The following is a 15,052-nucleotide window of genomic DNA, read 5'->3' as shown; positions in this document are numbered from 1 at the left end:
TTATTCTGCCTTACCGAGTCGCAACGGCGCGCACCGGATAATTGTGCTTACCCAGGTACCGCTTCACATCCCCGATTCGGTGGACTCCGAAGTGAAAGACACTTGCTGCAAGTAGCGCATCTGCGCCAGCATCAAGGGCTGCAGAAAAATCTTCTAACGATCCAGCCCCACCACTTGCAATCAATGGAACCTTTGCAACAGCGCGGACTGCAGTAATCATTCCTATGTCATAACCCGCACGGGTTCCATCTGCATCCATGGAGTTAAGCAGGATTTCACCGATTCCTAGAGCACACGCTTGTTCTACCCATGCAAGTGCGTCAACACCAGCACTTTGTCGTCCCCCATGTGTTGTCACTTCAAAACCTGAATCAGTTCGAGCCCGACGTGCGTCAACGGAAAGCACTAACACTTGTGAGCCAAAGCGATCGGCAATCTCTGCGATTAATTGTGGGCGGGCTAGCGCAGAAGTATTAATTGAAACTTTGTCTGCTCCGGCACGCAATAAACGATCGACATCGTCGACATTTCTTATTCCGCCACCAACAGTCAATGGAATAAAAACTTGCTCTGCGGTGCGTCGGACAACATCAAGGGTTGTCTCACGGCCGGCCACACTTGCTGAAATATCTAAGAAAGTTAATTCATCTGCGCCTTCAGTGTTGTACAGGGAAGCCATTTCAACTGGATCACCGGCATCGACTAGATCTGTAAAATTGACACCCTTTACTACTCGACCATCAGTGACATCTAAACAAGGGATGATTCGAACTGACAGGCTCATTTGCCGCTGACCTCTAACGCCTCTTGCAAAGTAAATTTTCCGGCGTACAAAGCTTTACCAACAATTGCGCCTTCCACACCTGTGCCAACAAGTGCGTTCAGAGCAGCGATGTCAGCTAGCGATGAGATTCCACCACTTGCAATAACCGGCTTTGTTGTCGCCGCACATACTGATTTCAATAGTTCTAAATTTGGACCGCCTAAGGTTCCATCTTTTGCAACATCTGTTACGACATAACGCGCGCAGCCATCACGATCTAGTCGAGCTAAGGTTTCAAAGAGATCTCCACCTTCTTTAGTCCAGCCACGTGCTGCCAAAGTGTGGCCGCGAACATCTAACCCAACAGCGATTCGATCACCATGTTCGGCAATTACTCGCGCGGTCCATTCAGGATCTTCTAGTGCAGCAGTTCCAAGATTGACGCGACGACATCCTGTGGCAAGTGCCCGACGTAAAGATTCATCGTCACGAATTCCGCCGGAAAGTTCAACCTTGATATCTAGCTTTCCAACAACTTCGGCTAATAGCGCTGAGTTTTCGCCGCGACCAAATGCTGCATCAAGATCTACCAAGTGCAACCATTCGGCACCTGCAGCTTGAAATTCAAGTGCTACATCTAGTGGTGCGCCATAAATGCTTTCTTTATCTAGTTCGCCTTGAACTAAACGAACCGCACGACCATCCTTTACATCTACTGCAGGCAATAGCTCTAGGTAACTCATAGCGATCCCACCCAATTCTTTATAAGCGCTAGCCCTGCAGCACCAGATTTTTCAGGATGAAACTGGGTAGCACTGATGTACCCATCTTCAACTCCCGCAAGAAATTTTTCTCCGTGAGTGCTCCACGCCTGTGTTTTTCCAACCGCAACCTTTGCTGCAAATGAATGAACAAAGTAAAAAGATTCACCTTCAACGCCTTTAAACAAAACTGAGCCGGAGCTAGTTTCTATAGTGTTCCAACCCATGTGCGGCAAGATTGGTGCATTTAACTTGGAAACTGTTCCTTCCCAGATTCCAACACCAGCATGGGCTTGGGTTTGCGAATGTTCCGTGCCTTGACTAAACATGATTTGCATTCCGATACAGATTCCCAAAGTTGGACGTTCTTTAGCTAAACGTTCTCGAACAATTTCTGCTCCAGCGACTGCATTTAATCCATCCATGCACGCTGCAAAGGCCCCAACTCCTGGAACAACTAAACCTTCGGCTTCTAGTGCAACTTTTCGATCTGAAGTAACAATTACATCTTTACCGGCAGTTGCAAAGGCACGCTCTGCAGATCGAAGATTGCCAGAGCCGTAATCAAGAATTGCTATCAAAGAGAACCTTTTGTCGAAGGAATTCCGGCGACTCTGCCATCTAGTGAAACTGCATCACGAAGCGCGCGTGCAACAGCTTTAAACTGCGCTTCAAATACATGGTGTGCGTTGCGGCCTTCAAGCACCCGAATATGAAGTGCAATGCGCGCTTCGGCAACAATTGACTCCCAAATGTGCTTGCCAAGGGTTGTATCAAAAGTTCCAATTAGTTCAACTATTTCTGGTTGACGGTGCACAAGGTATGGACGTCCGGAAAGATCAACTGCAGCTTGAACTAGGACTTCATCGAGTGGAACCATCGAATCACCGAAACGACGAATACCTGCCTTGTCCCCCAGTGCTTCACGCAATGCCTGTCCAAAAGCAAGCGATGTATCTTCAACTGTGTGATGAGAATCCACATCGACATCCCCAGTTGTCTTTATTGTTAAATCAAAACCTGAGTGCTTGCCTAATTGCGACATCATGTGATCAAAGAATGGAACACCAGTAGCAACATCGATAATGCCTTGGCCATCTAGATTGATCTCAACCAGTACGTGTGACTCGTGAGTCTTTCTTTCGACGCGTGCTGTTCTCATGGCTATCTCCTTTAAATGAGCTCTTTGAGGGCTGAAACAAACAATTGATTCTCGGCTTCATTGCCAATTGTGACTCTTAAGTACCCTGATAATCCCACATCTCTAATCAGAACACCCTTTTCTAGCAAGGCTGCCCACAGTTGTGGCGCATCCTGCTTGAAACCTGTGAAGAGAACAAAGTTGGCACTACTTTCAATAGTGGTCAGTCCCATATCGTGAAGTGCTTGTACAACCTGACCTCTGGCACTTATCAAGGTTGCTACACCGCTTAAAAGTTCTGATCGATGATCAATTGCTACCTGTGCTGCAGCTTGAGTAAGTGCGCTCAGGTGATACGGAAGTCGAACAATCATCATGGCATCTTTGACCGCACCATCACTTACTAAATACCCAAGTCGCGCACCCGCAAAAGCAAATGCTTTGCTCATGGTGCGAATAACAATCACATGAGGATTGTTCGCAATCAAAGTGACTGCAGATTTTTCTTGGGAAAATTCGGCATAGGCTTCATCGACAACCAATAACCCACCCACTTGTTTTGACGCATCAGCTAGCTTTTGAATGGAATCAATTGTTACTGCTCCACCAGTTGGATTATTTGGCGTTGTTATAAAGGTCAGCGTTGGCTTGTTCGCCAAGATTTGAGCAACCGCATCCCCGGTATTTAGCGAAAAGTCAGCATTGCGCTTTCCATCAATCCAGGTTGAACCGGTGACCTTTGCAATCAAGGGGTGCATCGAATACGAAGGAATGAATCCTAAAACAGGACCTTGTCCAAAAGCTAAGAAAATTGATTGGATGATTTCATTGGAACCATTTGCTGCCCAAATATTGTCCAATGAAAACTTAGTTGCACTTTGTTCATTGATGTACTGAGCAAGTTTTTCCCGAAGAATCGTGGCATCACGATCTGGATAACGATTCAGATCAGCGGCAACCTTTGCTACCGCATCGGTAATCGCCTTTTGCAGCGCAGGTGAAGGTGCATATGGATTCTCATTTGTATTAAGCGCAGCTATTGCTGGAACCTGCGGAGCGCCATACGGTGACAATGGACGCAAAGCTTCACGCAGAGGCAACCACGTTGGCCAACTCATGACAGGTTCTCCAGACGCACAGTCATTGCTTCACCATGTGCCGGCAAATCTTCAGAGTTAGCTAAAACTACGACAGTATCAACAATGTCAGTAAATGCTTTTTGGTCGTATTCAATAAAGTGCAATCCACGCAAAAAGGTTTGCACTGAAAGCCCACTTGAATGACATGCGCAACCACCTGTAGGCAGTACGTGATTAGAGCCGGCAGAGTAATCACCTAATGAAACTGGTGAGAATCTTCCGATAAATACTGCGCCAGCATTTCGAATCTTTGCCGCATCACTGCGCGCATTTCTGGTTTGGATTTCTAGGTGCTCGGCGGCGTAAGCGTTAACAACAGCTAAACCTTGTGCGATGTCATCAACTAATGCAATGGCAGATTGAATTCCAGACAGCGCTGACTTGATTCGATCTGCATGCTTTGTCGCAGCTACGCGAACTTTGAGCTCTGCTTCTACCGCTGCTGCTAGTTCGGGTGAATCTGTAACCAACACCGCTGCTGCAATTACATCGTGCTCTGCTTGGCTAATTAAATCTGCTGCAACATCTGCCGCGATTGCTGAAGAGTCTGCCAAGATTGCAATCTCAGTTGGTCCAGCTTCGGAATCAATTCCGATAACTCCGCGCAATGCGCGCTTTGCTGCCGCAACATAAATATTTCCAGGTCCTGTTACTAGATCAGCCTTTTCGCAGACCCCATCCATTCCGTAAGCAAAAAGTGCAATCGCTTGGGCTCCCCCAACGGCATAAACCTCGGTGATTCCAAGTAACGCACAGGTTGCAAGAATTGTAGGGTGCGGCAATCCGCCAAATTCTTTTTGAGGAGGCGATGCAACGGCGATTGATTGCACCTTAGCAATTTGTGCCGGAATAACATTCATCATGACGCTACTTGGATACACCGCGCGACCACCAGGAACATATAAACCAACGCGATCTACGGGAATCCATTTTTCGGTAACTGTTCCACCATCAACCACAGTTGTGGTCTTCTCGGCTCGCAATTGATCGTTGTGAACTTTTGTAATTCGCTGGATGGATATTTCAAGTGCCGTGCGAATCGCTGGATCCAATTGTGCAAGGGCTAAATCCAACGCGCTCTGTGCAACCTTGATGCTAGCGGGCTTCACTCCATCAAACTCTTCGGCTAATGCGATCAGATCTGCTTCTGTTCCATTCTTTACTTTTTCTAGAATAGGTTGGATGAGCACCATCGCATCTTGGACATTGAGCGTTGCCCGCGGTAATTCATTGTTGTATTGAGCTTTAGATAGCGATCGTCCGCGCAGGTCAACGGTACGAATCATTAGGCAATTATAACGGCAAGGCGGCAGGGGATGCCCATTAATTTAAACCAGGCAGTTAGGCCCAAGAATTGATTTCAAATCAGCGCTCAGGCTTGGTGAAGATGTGATCAATGCATCAACCTTCATCACAGTGCTACTTCCATTGTCTACCAGCTGCAAATGAACTTCGCGCTTTCCCGGATGTGATCGCAAAATCTCTTTTATTCGATCGACAACCGGTGGCGTGCACTGCTGTATCGGAAGCGAAATAATCAGTGGGCCAGTTGGGCCGGCACTTATATCTGGCATAGACATTTCGAGTGCGGTAAATCGCAAAGCATCTTCACGACGATCTACTCGGCCTCTAATTGTGACGATTCGATCTTCAGTCAAAGACATTGAATATTGGTTATAAGTATTTGCAAAGAAGAGCACTTCTAGCGCACCCTCTAAATCTTCAACAGTAACTACCGCCCATGATGCACCTTGTCGTGAAACCTTGCGCGTAACACTTGTAATCAAGCCACCGATAGTCACGATTGATTCATGTTGTGCGCCATGATCAGCAAGTTCGCTAATTGACATATCTGTATTGGAACGCAAAACATGTTCAACGCCGAGCAAAGGATGATCAGAGACATACAGTCCCAACATCTCACGCTCGTAAGAAAGCAACATCGCTTTATCCCACTCGCCAGTTGGTACTTCAATATCTAAACCAGAAACCGCAGTAACCGCTTCTCCCCCGAAGAGATCAAACTGACCAATTGCTTCGGCTCGCTTTGATTCGATAACAGAGTCAATTGCTTCAAGGTGGACGGCAATTAATCCCTTACGTGTGGAACCCAGCGAACCAAAAGCTCCAGCTTTGATAAGGGATTCAATTGTCTTTTTATTGCACACTTGGGCATCAACCTTGGCAAGGAAATCTCCGAAGGATGTGTAGCGGCCTTTTGAATCACGCGCATTCTTGATTGATGCAACGACGCCTTCTCCAACATTTCGAATCGCAGCTAAACCGAAACGAATATCTACACCTCGTGGGGTGTATTCAGCATCTGATTCGTTGACATCAGGTGGCAAAACCTTAATTCCCATGCGACGACATTCTGATAAATATAACGCTGACTTATCTTTGTCATCTCGCACAGAAGTCAAAAGCGCTGCCATGTATTCAGTTGGGTAATTAGCCTTCAGATATGCAGTCCAGTAGGAAACGACACCGTAACCTGCAGAGTGAGCACGGTTAAAGGCATAGTCAGAGAAGGGAATCAAAACTTCCCATAAACGTTTGATTGCAGCTGTCGAGAAACCGTTTTCCTTCATACCTGCTTCAAAAGGAACGTACTCTTTATCCAGAATTTCTTTGTTCTTCTTACCCATCGCTTTTCGCAAAAGATCTGCGCGACCCAAAGTAAAGCCCGCAACCTTTTGTGCAATCGCCATAACTTGCTCTTGATAAACAATTAAGCCGTAGGTATCACCCAAGATTTCATGCAGCGGAACAGATAGTTCTGGGTGAATAGGTTCTACGGGCTTTCGACCATTCTTACGATCTGCATAGTTGTTGTGCGCATTTTCACCCATTGGACCTGGGCGATACAGCGCGATAACTGCCGAAATATCTTCAAATGAATCTGGCGACATGCTCTTTAGCAGCGCGCGCATTGGCCCACCGTCGAGCTGGAATACGCCCAAAGTATCGCCGCGACTTAAGAGTTCATAAGTTTTCGGATCATCAAGAGTTAAATCTTCAAGCACAACATCTTTACCTTGGTTCGCTTTAATGTTGAGCAAGCAATCATCAAGTACCGAAAGGTTTCGCAGCCCCAAAAAGTCCATCTTGAGCAGGCCAGTTGCTTCGCATGCACCCATATCAAATTGGGTAATGATCGCTCCATCTGCTTCGCGACGATGAATTGGAATTACATCTAGCAACGGTTCTCTGGAAAGAATCACACCGGCCGCATGCACACCCCATTGGCGCTTCAATCCTTCAAGACCTCGTGCAGTATCTACAACGCGTTTTGAATCTGGATCTGCGTTATATAGCGAACGGAATTCGCCGGCTTCGCCATAGCGATCATCTTTTGGATCAAAAACTCCGCTGAGCGAAATGTCCTTACCCATAACCGATGGTGGAAGCGCTTTAGTCAGCTTTTCACCAACAACGTAGGGATAACCAAGAACTCGGGTCGAATCCTTAATCGCTTGCTTAGATTTAATCGTTCCGTAAGTGATGATCTGAGCAACGCGATCTTCACCATATTTATTGGTTGCATATCGAATCATTTCGCTGCGTCGGCGTTCATCGAAGTCCAAGTCGATATCAGGCATAGAAATACGTTCTGGATTTAGAAAGCGCTCAAACAACAAACCATGCTCGAGTGGATCAAGTCCGGTAATTCCCAATGAGTAGGCAACAAGTGAACCTGCTGCAGATCCGCGACCTGGACCAACACGAATACCAACTTTTTTAGCGTGACCAACTAGGTCTGCAACTACAAGGAAGTAGCCAGGAAAACCCATTTTCTCCATAACGCCAAGTTCATACTTCAAACGCTCAACATGTTCTGGAGTAATGCGAGCTCCCAGACGCTCTGTTAATCCCCGCTCTGCCTCTTTTTTCAACCAGGAATCTTCGGTTTCTCCGGCAGGAACTTCGAATTGAGGAAGCAGATTTTCTCCCTCTCGCAAAGTAATGTTGCAGCGCTCTGCGATCAACAAAGTGTTATCGCAACTTTCAGGAATATCCTTAAAGAGTTCGCGCATTTGTGCGGCGGTCTTCACATAGAAAGAGTCATTATCAAATTTAAATCGCTTTGGATCTGCCAAAGTTGAGCCAGACTGAACGCAGAGCAGCGCTTCATGTGCACCAGCATCGGCTTGGCGTGTGTAGTGCAGATCGTTAGTTGCAAGAAGAGGTAGTCCAAGTTCTTTACCCAACTTCATCAGATCAGCTTTAACCCGGGATTCGATTTCAATTCCGTGATCCATTACTTCAAGGAAAAAATTCTCTTTCCCGAAAATGTCTCGATAAGCACTTGCTGCCTTGATCGCTTCTTTGTAAGCACCCATGCGCAAACGAGTTTGAATTTCTCCACCTGGGCACCCAGTTGTTGCGATCAAGCCCCTTGAATACTGTGCAAGAAGTTCGCGATCCATACGAGGCTTGTAGTAATAACCTTCAAGAGATGCAAGTGATGACAACCTAAAAAGATTGCCTAGCCCTTCATTGTTTTCGGCCAAGATTGTCATGTGGGTATATGCGCCACCACCAGAGACATCATCTTCTCCGCCATCTGCCCACTGGACACGCTTCTTATCAAAACGTGATTCCGGTGCAACGTAGGCTTCAATACCAATGATTGGCTTTACATCGGCATTTTTGGCCGCTTTATAAAATTCAAAAGCACCAAAAACATTTCCGTGATCTGTCATTGCAATTGCCGGCATGCCCTGGGCTTTGACTTCAGACATTAAATCGCCAACGCGCGCAGCACCATCGAGCATCGAATACTCGGTATGGACGTGAAGATGAACGAAATTGTCTTTAGGCATGATTGGCGAGATTAGTGGCTACGGCAGAACGGCGTCGGAAAGCAACGCCAGCGAGCGTGTGAGATCGGCAGGATATGGGGCGTTGAAGTGCAAAACTTGGCCTGTAACAGGGTGAGCAAAGCGAAGTTCTGCTGCGTGGAGCCACGGTCTAGACATTTGCAAACTTTTGGCCAAAACAGGATCGGCTCCATATGTTGTGTCGCCAACAAGCGGGTGGTGCAGTGCTGAAAAGTGAACACGGATTTGGTGTGTGCGACCAGTTTCAAGTTCCACTTTCACCATGGATACCCCGCGATAAAATTCAATTACTTCGTAATGAGTAATTGATTCTTTTCCAGTTGCAACTACTGCAAAGCGATGATCTTCCTTGGGATGTCGATCAATCGGTGCATCAATTGTTCCAGTTGTCGGATCCAAATGACCTTGCACCATCGCATGATAAATCTTTTCAACGGTGCGATTGCGAAATGCATCTTTCAAAACATGAAAAGCGGTATCACTTTTTGCCACGATCATTAATCCGCTGGTGCCGACATCTAATCTATGAACAATTCCCTGACGTTCTGCTGGACCAGAAGTGCTGACCGAATAACCAGCCGCCATCAACGCTCCAACAACTGTTGGACCTGTCCACCCTGGACTTGGGTGCGCCGCACATCCAATTGGTTTATCTATAACAACAATGTCTTGATCATCGTAAACAATCGTCAGACCCTCTAAAGGTGTCAGCGGAATTGGATCGGTATTAACTGGCGCAGGCATTAAGACATCAATAACTTGACCCGCTGTCACACGATCAGACTTAGGCATCGCTTTACCGCCAGTTGTGATGTCTCCATCTTCTAGCAGCTTTACAACAGCGGTTCGGGATAGACCCAGCACACGAGTTAGCGCGCTATCAATGCGCTCTCCCGCGACTCCTTCTGGCACCGACAAGGTGCGCAATTCGCGGTTACTCATAGCTGTGAGCCTACCTTTGTTATGGGCGGGATGTTTCTCACGGTTAAAACCATAGAAAGCAGAGCAGCAGAAACTATTGCCATGTCAGCGATGTTAAACACTGGCCAATTGGGAAGTTGCAACCAATCAATTACATGACCTCGCAAGATGCCGGGCTCGCGGAAGATGCGATCGACCATGTTTCCCAAGATTCCGCCTAAAACTAATCCCAAAACCACTGCCCACCCACGGGAAGTAATTTTTGGCGAGTAATACAAAACTACGATCATCACCACCAAACTAAAGAGTGATAAAAATATCGTTGCACCTGCGGCAAAAGAAAAAGCAGCCCCAGGGTTTCGAACAAAGGTAAGTTGTAAGAACTCACCAATTACTTTGATATTTGATTTATAGGAAAGATTATTGACCGCCCAGATCTTGGTTGCTAAATCAAGAATCCAAACTGCCCAGGCAACACTAAAGAGTGTGCGCCACGTGCGCACCGTTAGCGCCGTTCTTCCTTCTGCTTGCACAGCATGCAGAGAGTTGCGCGAGGAAATACTTGTAAGCGAGCCTTACCGATTGGTGAGCCACACTCTTCACAATTTCCGTATGTCTTGTTTTCAATTCGCTCAAGTGCTCGTTCAGTCTGCAAAACCATGTCGCGCGCGTTAATCACAAGTGACATTTCATGCTCGCGTTCAAAAGTCTTGGTTCCAGCATCGGCTTGATCATCGCCAGCGCCTTCGCCAGATTCTTGAATCAATGCATCCATCTCTTGCTCAACAACTGCAAGTTCGCTGCGCAAACGATCTAACTCCTTTGAAATTTCACCTTTAATCGCTTTGATTTCGGCAGCAGTCCATGGAGATTCGTTCTCGCTGACAACAACCGGCGTAGGTGCGACTTTGATTGGCTTTAGCGGTGCGATCTTCTTGCCACTCTTTACCGGACGTGGTGGAGGCGGCATCACTAAACGACGCTCTTCTACAACCGGTGCTACAACGGGTGCAGTAATTGTTGAGACTGAAACTGTTTGGGATTTCTCATCGACCGTCAGAGTGGTCTTGGATGGAAATGGCTTTCCTGGAGCTTTCTTTACGGGAATGCTCTTTACCGCTGCCTTTTTTGCTGGAGCTGCTTTCTTAGCAACTTTTTTTGCTACCGCTTTTTTAGCAGGTGCTGCTTTCTTGGCAACCTTCTTTGCTGGAGCCTTCTTCGCTGGAGCCTTCTTCGCAGTGGCTTTCTTGGCAACCTTCTTTGCTGGAGCCTTCTTAGCAGCCGCCTTCTTAGCGACTACTTTCTTTACAGGCTTCTTAGGCATGTCGCGAACCTTATGCCTTCGCACCCGCCCTGACCAAGTTCGCCACGGTGAATTTTTAACGAATCAATCAACTACACTTAGAACCTCGCGTAAAGGGCGTTGACGGGGCTATCACCTCACGAGCTGGCAGGAAGAAATGGGCCTTGGTCCATGTAGAACCGGCACGCGGGATTACAAGTGGCACACCACAGTGTGCAAGGCGGGTGGTACCGCGAAAGCTGTGAACGCAGCGATCGTCCCTCCAGAGTTTGTTTTCTGGAGGATTTTTTTATGTCATTTCGCGCCATTCCAGCAGCTGTTGATCTGCCTGCCGTCGAACATTCAATCCTGAAGTTCTGGCGCGAAAACTCAATCTTTGAAAAGACTGTTGCAGCACGTGAAGGTGCACCAGCGTGGACTTTTTATGAAGGTCCCCCAACAGCAAATGGCATGCCTGGAACCCACCACATTGAAGCCCGCGTATTTAAGGATTTGTTTCCACGTTTTCACACAATGAAAGGCAAGCAAGTAACTCGTAAAGCGGGTTGGGATTGTCACGGTTTGCCAGTTGAAATCGCTGTAGAAAAAGAGCTTGGTTTTTCTGGAAAAGGCGATATTGAAAAATTTGGTATCGCGCCATTTAATGACAAGTGTCGTGAATCTGTTCAGCGTCACGTAAGTGCATTTACCGACATGACAGATCGCATGGGTTTCTGGGTTGATTTTGATGAAGCGTATTGGACTATGTCTCCTGAATATGTGGAATCAGTCTGGTGGTCACTTAAGGAAATCTGGAAAAAGGGTTTGCTTGTGCAAGACCATCGCGTGGCACCATATTGCCCGCGCTGCGGAACTGGATTATCAGATCACGAATTAGCCCAAGGATATGAAACAGTTACGGATCCATCGGTCTTTGTTCGCTTTCCGGTTACTTCAGGTGAGCTAGCTCAACTCAATGCATCGTTATTGGTGTGGACTACTACCCCATGGACTTTAGTTTCAAACACGGCGATTGCGGTTCACCCAGATGTTGAATATGTAGCGGTCGAAGTTACCCATGAAGAAACAACTGAAGTTTTAGTTGTGGCTAAGAATTTAATTGAAGCGGTCAAGGGTGAAAAGAAGATTCTGAAAACCATGCTGGGTAAAGCGTTGGAACGCACCACCTATAAGCGACCATTTGATTACATTGAGATTCCAGATGCTCACTTTGTTGTTCTTGCGACCTATGTAACAACTGAAGATGGGTCAGGATTAGTACACCAAGCCCCGGCTTTTGGCGCAGATGACTTAGCGGTTTGCCGTAGCTACGGCCTGCCAGTTGTAAATCCAATTGCACCTGATGGTCACTTCTTGGCTGAGGTGGCCGTTGTTGGTGGAATCTTTTTCAAAGATGCCGACAAGCCGCTAGTCAAAGAGTTAAAGGCAAGTGGTGCTTTATACAAGCATCAACAATATGAGCACTCGTATCCGCACTGCTGGCGTTGCCACACTGCGCTGATGTATTACGCGCAACCATCGTGGTACATCCGCACTACTTCAATTAAGGATGCTCTGCTTCGCGAAAACGCGGCAACGGATTGGCATCCAGAGACAATCAAAGAAGGTCGTTATGGCGATTGGCTCAATAACAATATTGACTGGGCGCTTTCTCGTAATCGCTACTGGGGAACGCCTTTGCCAATTTGGCGCTGCGAAAACAAGCACGAGATTTGTGTTGATTCGCTGAAGGAACTTGGCGCTTTGGCAGGCCAAGAGCTTTCTAGTCTGGATCCACATCGTCCATTTGTTGATGACATCACTTTTGCTTGCGCAGAGTGCTCATCGACTATGACACGCGTCCCTGAAGTTATTGACTGCTGGTATGACTCAGGTGCGATGCCTTTTGCGCAATGGGGTTACCCGCACAAGGAAGGTTCAGTAGAAAAGTTCAAGGCTTCATACCCTGCCGACTTCATTTGTGAAGCGATTGATCAAACTCGCGGCTGGTTCTATACCTTGATGACTATCGGAACATTGGTCTTTGATAAATCTTCATATAAAACAGTTCTGTGTCTGGGCCATATCTTGGATAAAGATGGGCGCAAAATGAGTAAACATCTTGGAAATGTTCTAGAGCCAATGGCGTTGATGGATCAACATGGCGCTGATGCGATTCGTTGGTACATGTTGGCTGCAGGTTCTCCATGGGCTGCACGTCGTGTTGGCCATGACAGTATCAATGAGGTTGTTCGTAAGACTTTGTTGACCTACTGGAACACTGTTTCTTTCCATGCGCTTTATGCCAATGCATCAAACTTTGAAATTTCCCAAACCCCAGCCCTATCGCAGCGTCCACTTATGGATCGTTGGATCATCTCTGAGCTGAACATCTTGGTAAAGGAAGTTGACGCGGCGCTAGAAGACTTTGATTCACAAATTGCAGGTCGCGCACTTGCGCGATTTATTGATGATTTATCTAACTGGTATGTGCGACGATCTCGTCGACGTTTCTGGGATGGTGATACGGCCGCCCTTGGCACATTGCATGAATGCTTAGTGACACTTACCCAGCTGCTTGCTCCCCTAGTTCCATTTATTACTGAGCAAGTTTGGCAAGAGTTGGTTCTTCCTGCTGATGCAACACAACCAGCATCGGTTCATCTTTCCAACTGGCCTTTGGTCAATGAAGCCGCAATTGATTCAGAGTTAGGATCACAAGTTGCCTTGACCCGAAGAATTGTTGAATTAGGTCGAGCAACTCGCGCCGAATCAGGAATCAAAATCCGTCAGCCGTTAGGTCGCGCACTTATTGCTGCAAGTGGCTGGGCAACTTTGCCTGAGGCTATGCGTGAGCAAATTGCCGATGAATTGAATGTACAAACCTTGCAAGACATTGCAACCGCCGATGGCGACCTTGTCGATATCAGCGTCAAAGCTAACTTCAAATCACTTGGTGCAAAATTTGGCGGAGCGGTGCAGGAAATCGCAAAAGCCATTGCCGCAACCGATGCAACTTCGTTAGTTAAGACGCTACGTTCAGCCGGAACAACAACTGTTGGTACCTGGGAAATCGCGCTGGATGATCTAGTCGTTACCGAAGTTCCAAAGAGTGGTTGGAGCGTTTCTTCACACGATGGCGAAAGCGTTGCGCTGGATCTAGAGCTCACCCCTGCGCTGATTGCGGCCGGAAATGTGCGTGAGGTAATTAGATTTATCCAGGAGCGTCGAAAGAGTGATGGGCTGGAAATTTCAGATCGTATAAACGTGACCTGGAATGCCACTGATGAAATGGCAGCGGCAATCGAAACTGATCTGGGTCATATTGGCGATGAAGTTCTAGCGCTATCCATGACACGTGATCCTGGTTTAGCAATCACGGATTCAGAGATTGGTGTTGAGGTCGTGCTAGTTAAGCAATAACTACAGACCGCGCAGTAGCCCCATTAGCAATTGTGTTCCGAAGAAGAGCACGATGAAACTCATGTCCAAACTGATTGCACCTAAGCGAAGTGGTGGCACGAAACGACCAACAAACTTCATCGGTGGATCAGTAATTGTGTAGATAGCCTCTACGAAGTAAAGCAGGATGCCTTTAGGGCGCCAGCTTCTGGAAAACATTTGGACGTAATCAAAAATCAAACGCCCCAAAAGTGCCAGCAGAAAGATTTGAAGAACACTGGCAAGCAGTGAGCCCACGTTCAACATGATCAGCTCTGGTTAAAGAAACTTGCTTGAGCAGCTGCAGACTTATCTTCAGAGCTAACTGAAACATTTGCAGGCGAAAGCAGGAACACCTTCTTTGTTACACGTTCAATAGTTCCGTGTAAACCAAAAGCTAGACCACTTGCAAAATCAACTAAACGCTTGTGCTCTGATTCATCCATTTCAGTCAGGTTGATGATCACTGGATTTCCTTGACGGAAATGCTCACCGATCGTACGAGCCTCGTTGTAATAACGTGGATGCAAAGTAACGATGCGATCCATCGCTGGAAGATCAAGCTGTGGTGCAATCTCTACAACTGATGAGTGACGCAATGAACCAACAGAACGTGGTTCGCGAGTTTTAATGCGAACATCTCCTGTTGATGCGATTGCTGGAGTACTAGTAGTTGCTGCTTGTGGAGTATCAAATTCAGGATCATCCATCAAGCCAAGGTAATTAGCGACACGGCGCATTGCGTTAGACATGGTTAAAG

13 protein-coding genes are annotated in these 15,052 nt (G+C 47.0%); 1 reads left to right on the top strand and 12 read right to left on the bottom strand.

Features of this window, described 5'->3' with window-relative positions:
- Positions 1-10: 10 nt before the first annotated feature.
- From hisF to AC9UC2_RS05065, 10 genes are read right to left on the bottom strand one after another with little or no spacing between them, the layout of a single operon-like run.
- On the bottom strand, positions 11-784 hold the full coding sequence (gene hisF / locus AC9UC2_RS05110) for an imidazole glycerol phosphate synthase subunit HisF (RefSeq protein ID WP_509526007.1): 774 nt from the start codon (positions 782-784) through the stop codon (positions 11-13).
- Positions 781-1,506 carry a bifunctional 1-(5-phosphoribosyl)-5-((5-phosphoribosylamino)methylideneamino)imidazole-4-carboxamide isomerase/phosphoribosylanthranilate isomerase PriA gene (gene priA / locus AC9UC2_RS05105; protein WP_509526004.1) on the bottom strand — a complete coding sequence of 242 codons (726 nt, stop codon included), beginning with the start codon at positions 1,504-1,506 and terminating at the stop codon, positions 781-783. Before priA ends, hisF begins: the two co-directional genes overlap by 4 nt.
- Positions 1,503-2,105 (bottom strand): imidazole glycerol phosphate synthase subunit HisH, encoded by a 603-nt coding sequence (gene hisH, locus AC9UC2_RS05100; protein WP_509526001.1) that lies wholly within the window; start codon positions 2,103-2,105, stop codon positions 1,503-1,505. Before hisH ends, priA begins: the two co-directional genes overlap by 4 nt.
- On the bottom strand, positions 2,102-2,686 hold the full coding sequence (gene hisB / locus AC9UC2_RS05095; protein ID WP_509525999.1) for an imidazoleglycerol-phosphate dehydratase HisB: 585 nt from the start codon (positions 2,684-2,686) through the stop codon (positions 2,102-2,104). Before hisB ends, hisH begins: the two co-directional genes overlap by 4 nt.
- Before the next feature lie 11 nt (positions 2,687-2,697).
- On the bottom strand, positions 2,698-3,783 hold the full coding sequence (locus tag AC9UC2_RS05090) for a histidinol-phosphate transaminase (RefSeq protein ID WP_509525996.1): 1,086 nt from the start codon (positions 3,781-3,783) through the stop codon (positions 2,698-2,700).
- The gene (gene hisD / locus AC9UC2_RS05085; RefSeq protein ID WP_509525994.1) at positions 3,780-5,090 is read right to left on the bottom strand and encodes a histidinol dehydrogenase; all 1,311 of its coding nucleotides are present in this window, start codon (positions 5,088-5,090) and stop codon (positions 3,780-3,782) included. Before hisD ends, AC9UC2_RS05090 begins: the two co-directional genes overlap by 4 nt.
- A gap of 42 nt (positions 5,091-5,132) precedes the next feature.
- Positions 5,133-8,630, bottom strand: a complete 3,498-nt coding sequence (gene dnaE / locus AC9UC2_RS05080; protein ID WP_509525991.1) for a DNA polymerase III subunit alpha — start codon at positions 8,628-8,630, stop codon at positions 5,133-5,135.
- An 18-nt stretch (positions 8,631-8,648) separates the two neighbouring features.
- Entirely contained in the window at positions 8,649-9,590 is a 942-nt protein-coding gene (locus AC9UC2_RS05075) for an RluA family pseudouridine synthase (protein ID WP_509525988.1), read from the bottom strand.
- Positions 9,587-10,072, bottom strand: a complete 486-nt coding sequence (gene lspA, locus AC9UC2_RS05070) for a signal peptidase II (protein ID WP_509525986.1) — start codon at positions 10,070-10,072, stop codon at positions 9,587-9,589. Before lspA ends, AC9UC2_RS05075 begins: the two co-directional genes overlap by 4 nt.
- 2 nt (positions 10,073-10,074) lie before the next feature.
- Complete coding sequence (locus AC9UC2_RS05065) at positions 10,075-10,893, bottom strand: TraR/DksA family transcriptional regulator (RefSeq protein ID WP_509525984.1); 819 nt, start codon at positions 10,891-10,893, stop codon at positions 10,075-10,077.
- Positions 10,894-11,163: 270 nt separating this feature from the next.
- Between AC9UC2_RS05065 and ileS the strand changes: the two genes are divergently transcribed.
- Positions 11,164-14,274 carry an isoleucine--tRNA ligase gene (gene ileS / locus AC9UC2_RS05060; protein WP_509525982.1) on the top strand — a complete coding sequence of 1,037 codons (3,111 nt, stop codon included), beginning with the start codon at positions 11,164-11,166 and terminating at the stop codon, positions 14,272-14,274.
- Here ileS and AC9UC2_RS05055 read toward each other — a convergent pair whose 3' ends face one another.
- Entirely contained in the window at positions 14,275-14,559 is a 285-nt protein-coding gene (locus tag AC9UC2_RS05055; RefSeq protein WP_509525979.1) for a YggT family protein, read from the bottom strand.
- 2 nt (positions 14,560-14,561) lie between these two features.
- Positions 14,562-15,044, bottom strand: a complete 483-nt coding sequence (locus AC9UC2_RS05050) for a cell division protein SepF (RefSeq protein ID WP_509525976.1) — start codon at positions 15,042-15,044, stop codon at positions 14,562-14,564.
- Positions 15,045-15,052 lie beyond the last annotated feature (8 nt).

Origin of the sequence: Candidatus Planktophila sp. (assembly GCF_036734405.1) — a bacterium.
Lineage (GTDB): Bacteria > Actinomycetota > Actinomycetes > Nanopelagicales > Nanopelagicaceae > Planktophila.
Note: the sequence above shows the minus strand (reverse complement) of the source record. Positions and strands in the feature narration are given on the sequence as shown.

What these genes read in the sequence shown, in the direction of transcription:
- hisF (WP_509526007.1), bottom strand. Translation starts at nt 784, where the DNA reads ATGAGCCTGTCAGTTCGAATCATCCCTTGTTTAGATGTCACTGATGGT.
- priA (WP_509526004.1), bottom strand. Translation starts at nt 1,506, where the DNA reads ATGAGTTACCTAGAGCTATTGCCTGCAGTAGATGTAAAGGATGGTCGT.
- hisB (WP_509525999.1), bottom strand. Translation starts at nt 2,686, where the DNA reads ATGAGAACAGCACGCGTCGAAAGAAAGACTCACGAGTCACACGTACTG.
- AC9UC2_RS05090 (WP_509525996.1), bottom strand. Translation starts at nt 3,783, where the DNA reads ATGAGTTGGCCAACGTGGTTGCCTCTGCGTGAAGCTTTGCGTCCATTG.
- hisD (WP_509525994.1), bottom strand. Translation starts at nt 5,090, where the DNA reads ATGATTCGTACCGTTGACCTGCGCGGACGATCGCTATCTAAAGCTCAA.
- dnaE (WP_509525991.1), bottom strand. Translation starts at nt 8,630, where the DNA reads ATGCCTAAAGACAATTTCGTTCATCTTCACGTCCATACCGAGTATTCG.
- AC9UC2_RS05075 (WP_509525988.1), bottom strand. Translation starts at nt 9,590, where the DNA reads ATGAGTAACCGCGAATTGCGCACCTTGTCGGTGCCAGAAGGAGTCGCG.
- AC9UC2_RS05065 (WP_509525984.1), bottom strand. Translation starts at nt 10,893, where the DNA reads ATGCCTAAGAAGCCTGTAAAGAAAGTAGTCGCTAAGAAGGCGGCTGCT.
- ileS (WP_509525982.1), top strand. Translation starts at nt 11,164, where the DNA reads ATGTCATTTCGCGCCATTCCAGCAGCTGTTGATCTGCCTGCCGTCGAA.
- AC9UC2_RS05055 (WP_509525979.1), bottom strand. Translation starts at nt 14,559, where the DNA reads ATGTTGAACGTGGGCTCACTGCTTGCCAGTGTTCTTCAAATCTTTCTG.
- AC9UC2_RS05050 (WP_509525976.1), bottom strand. Translation starts at nt 15,044, where the DNA reads ATGTCTAACGCAATGCGCCGTGTCGCTAATTACCTTGGCTTGATGGAT.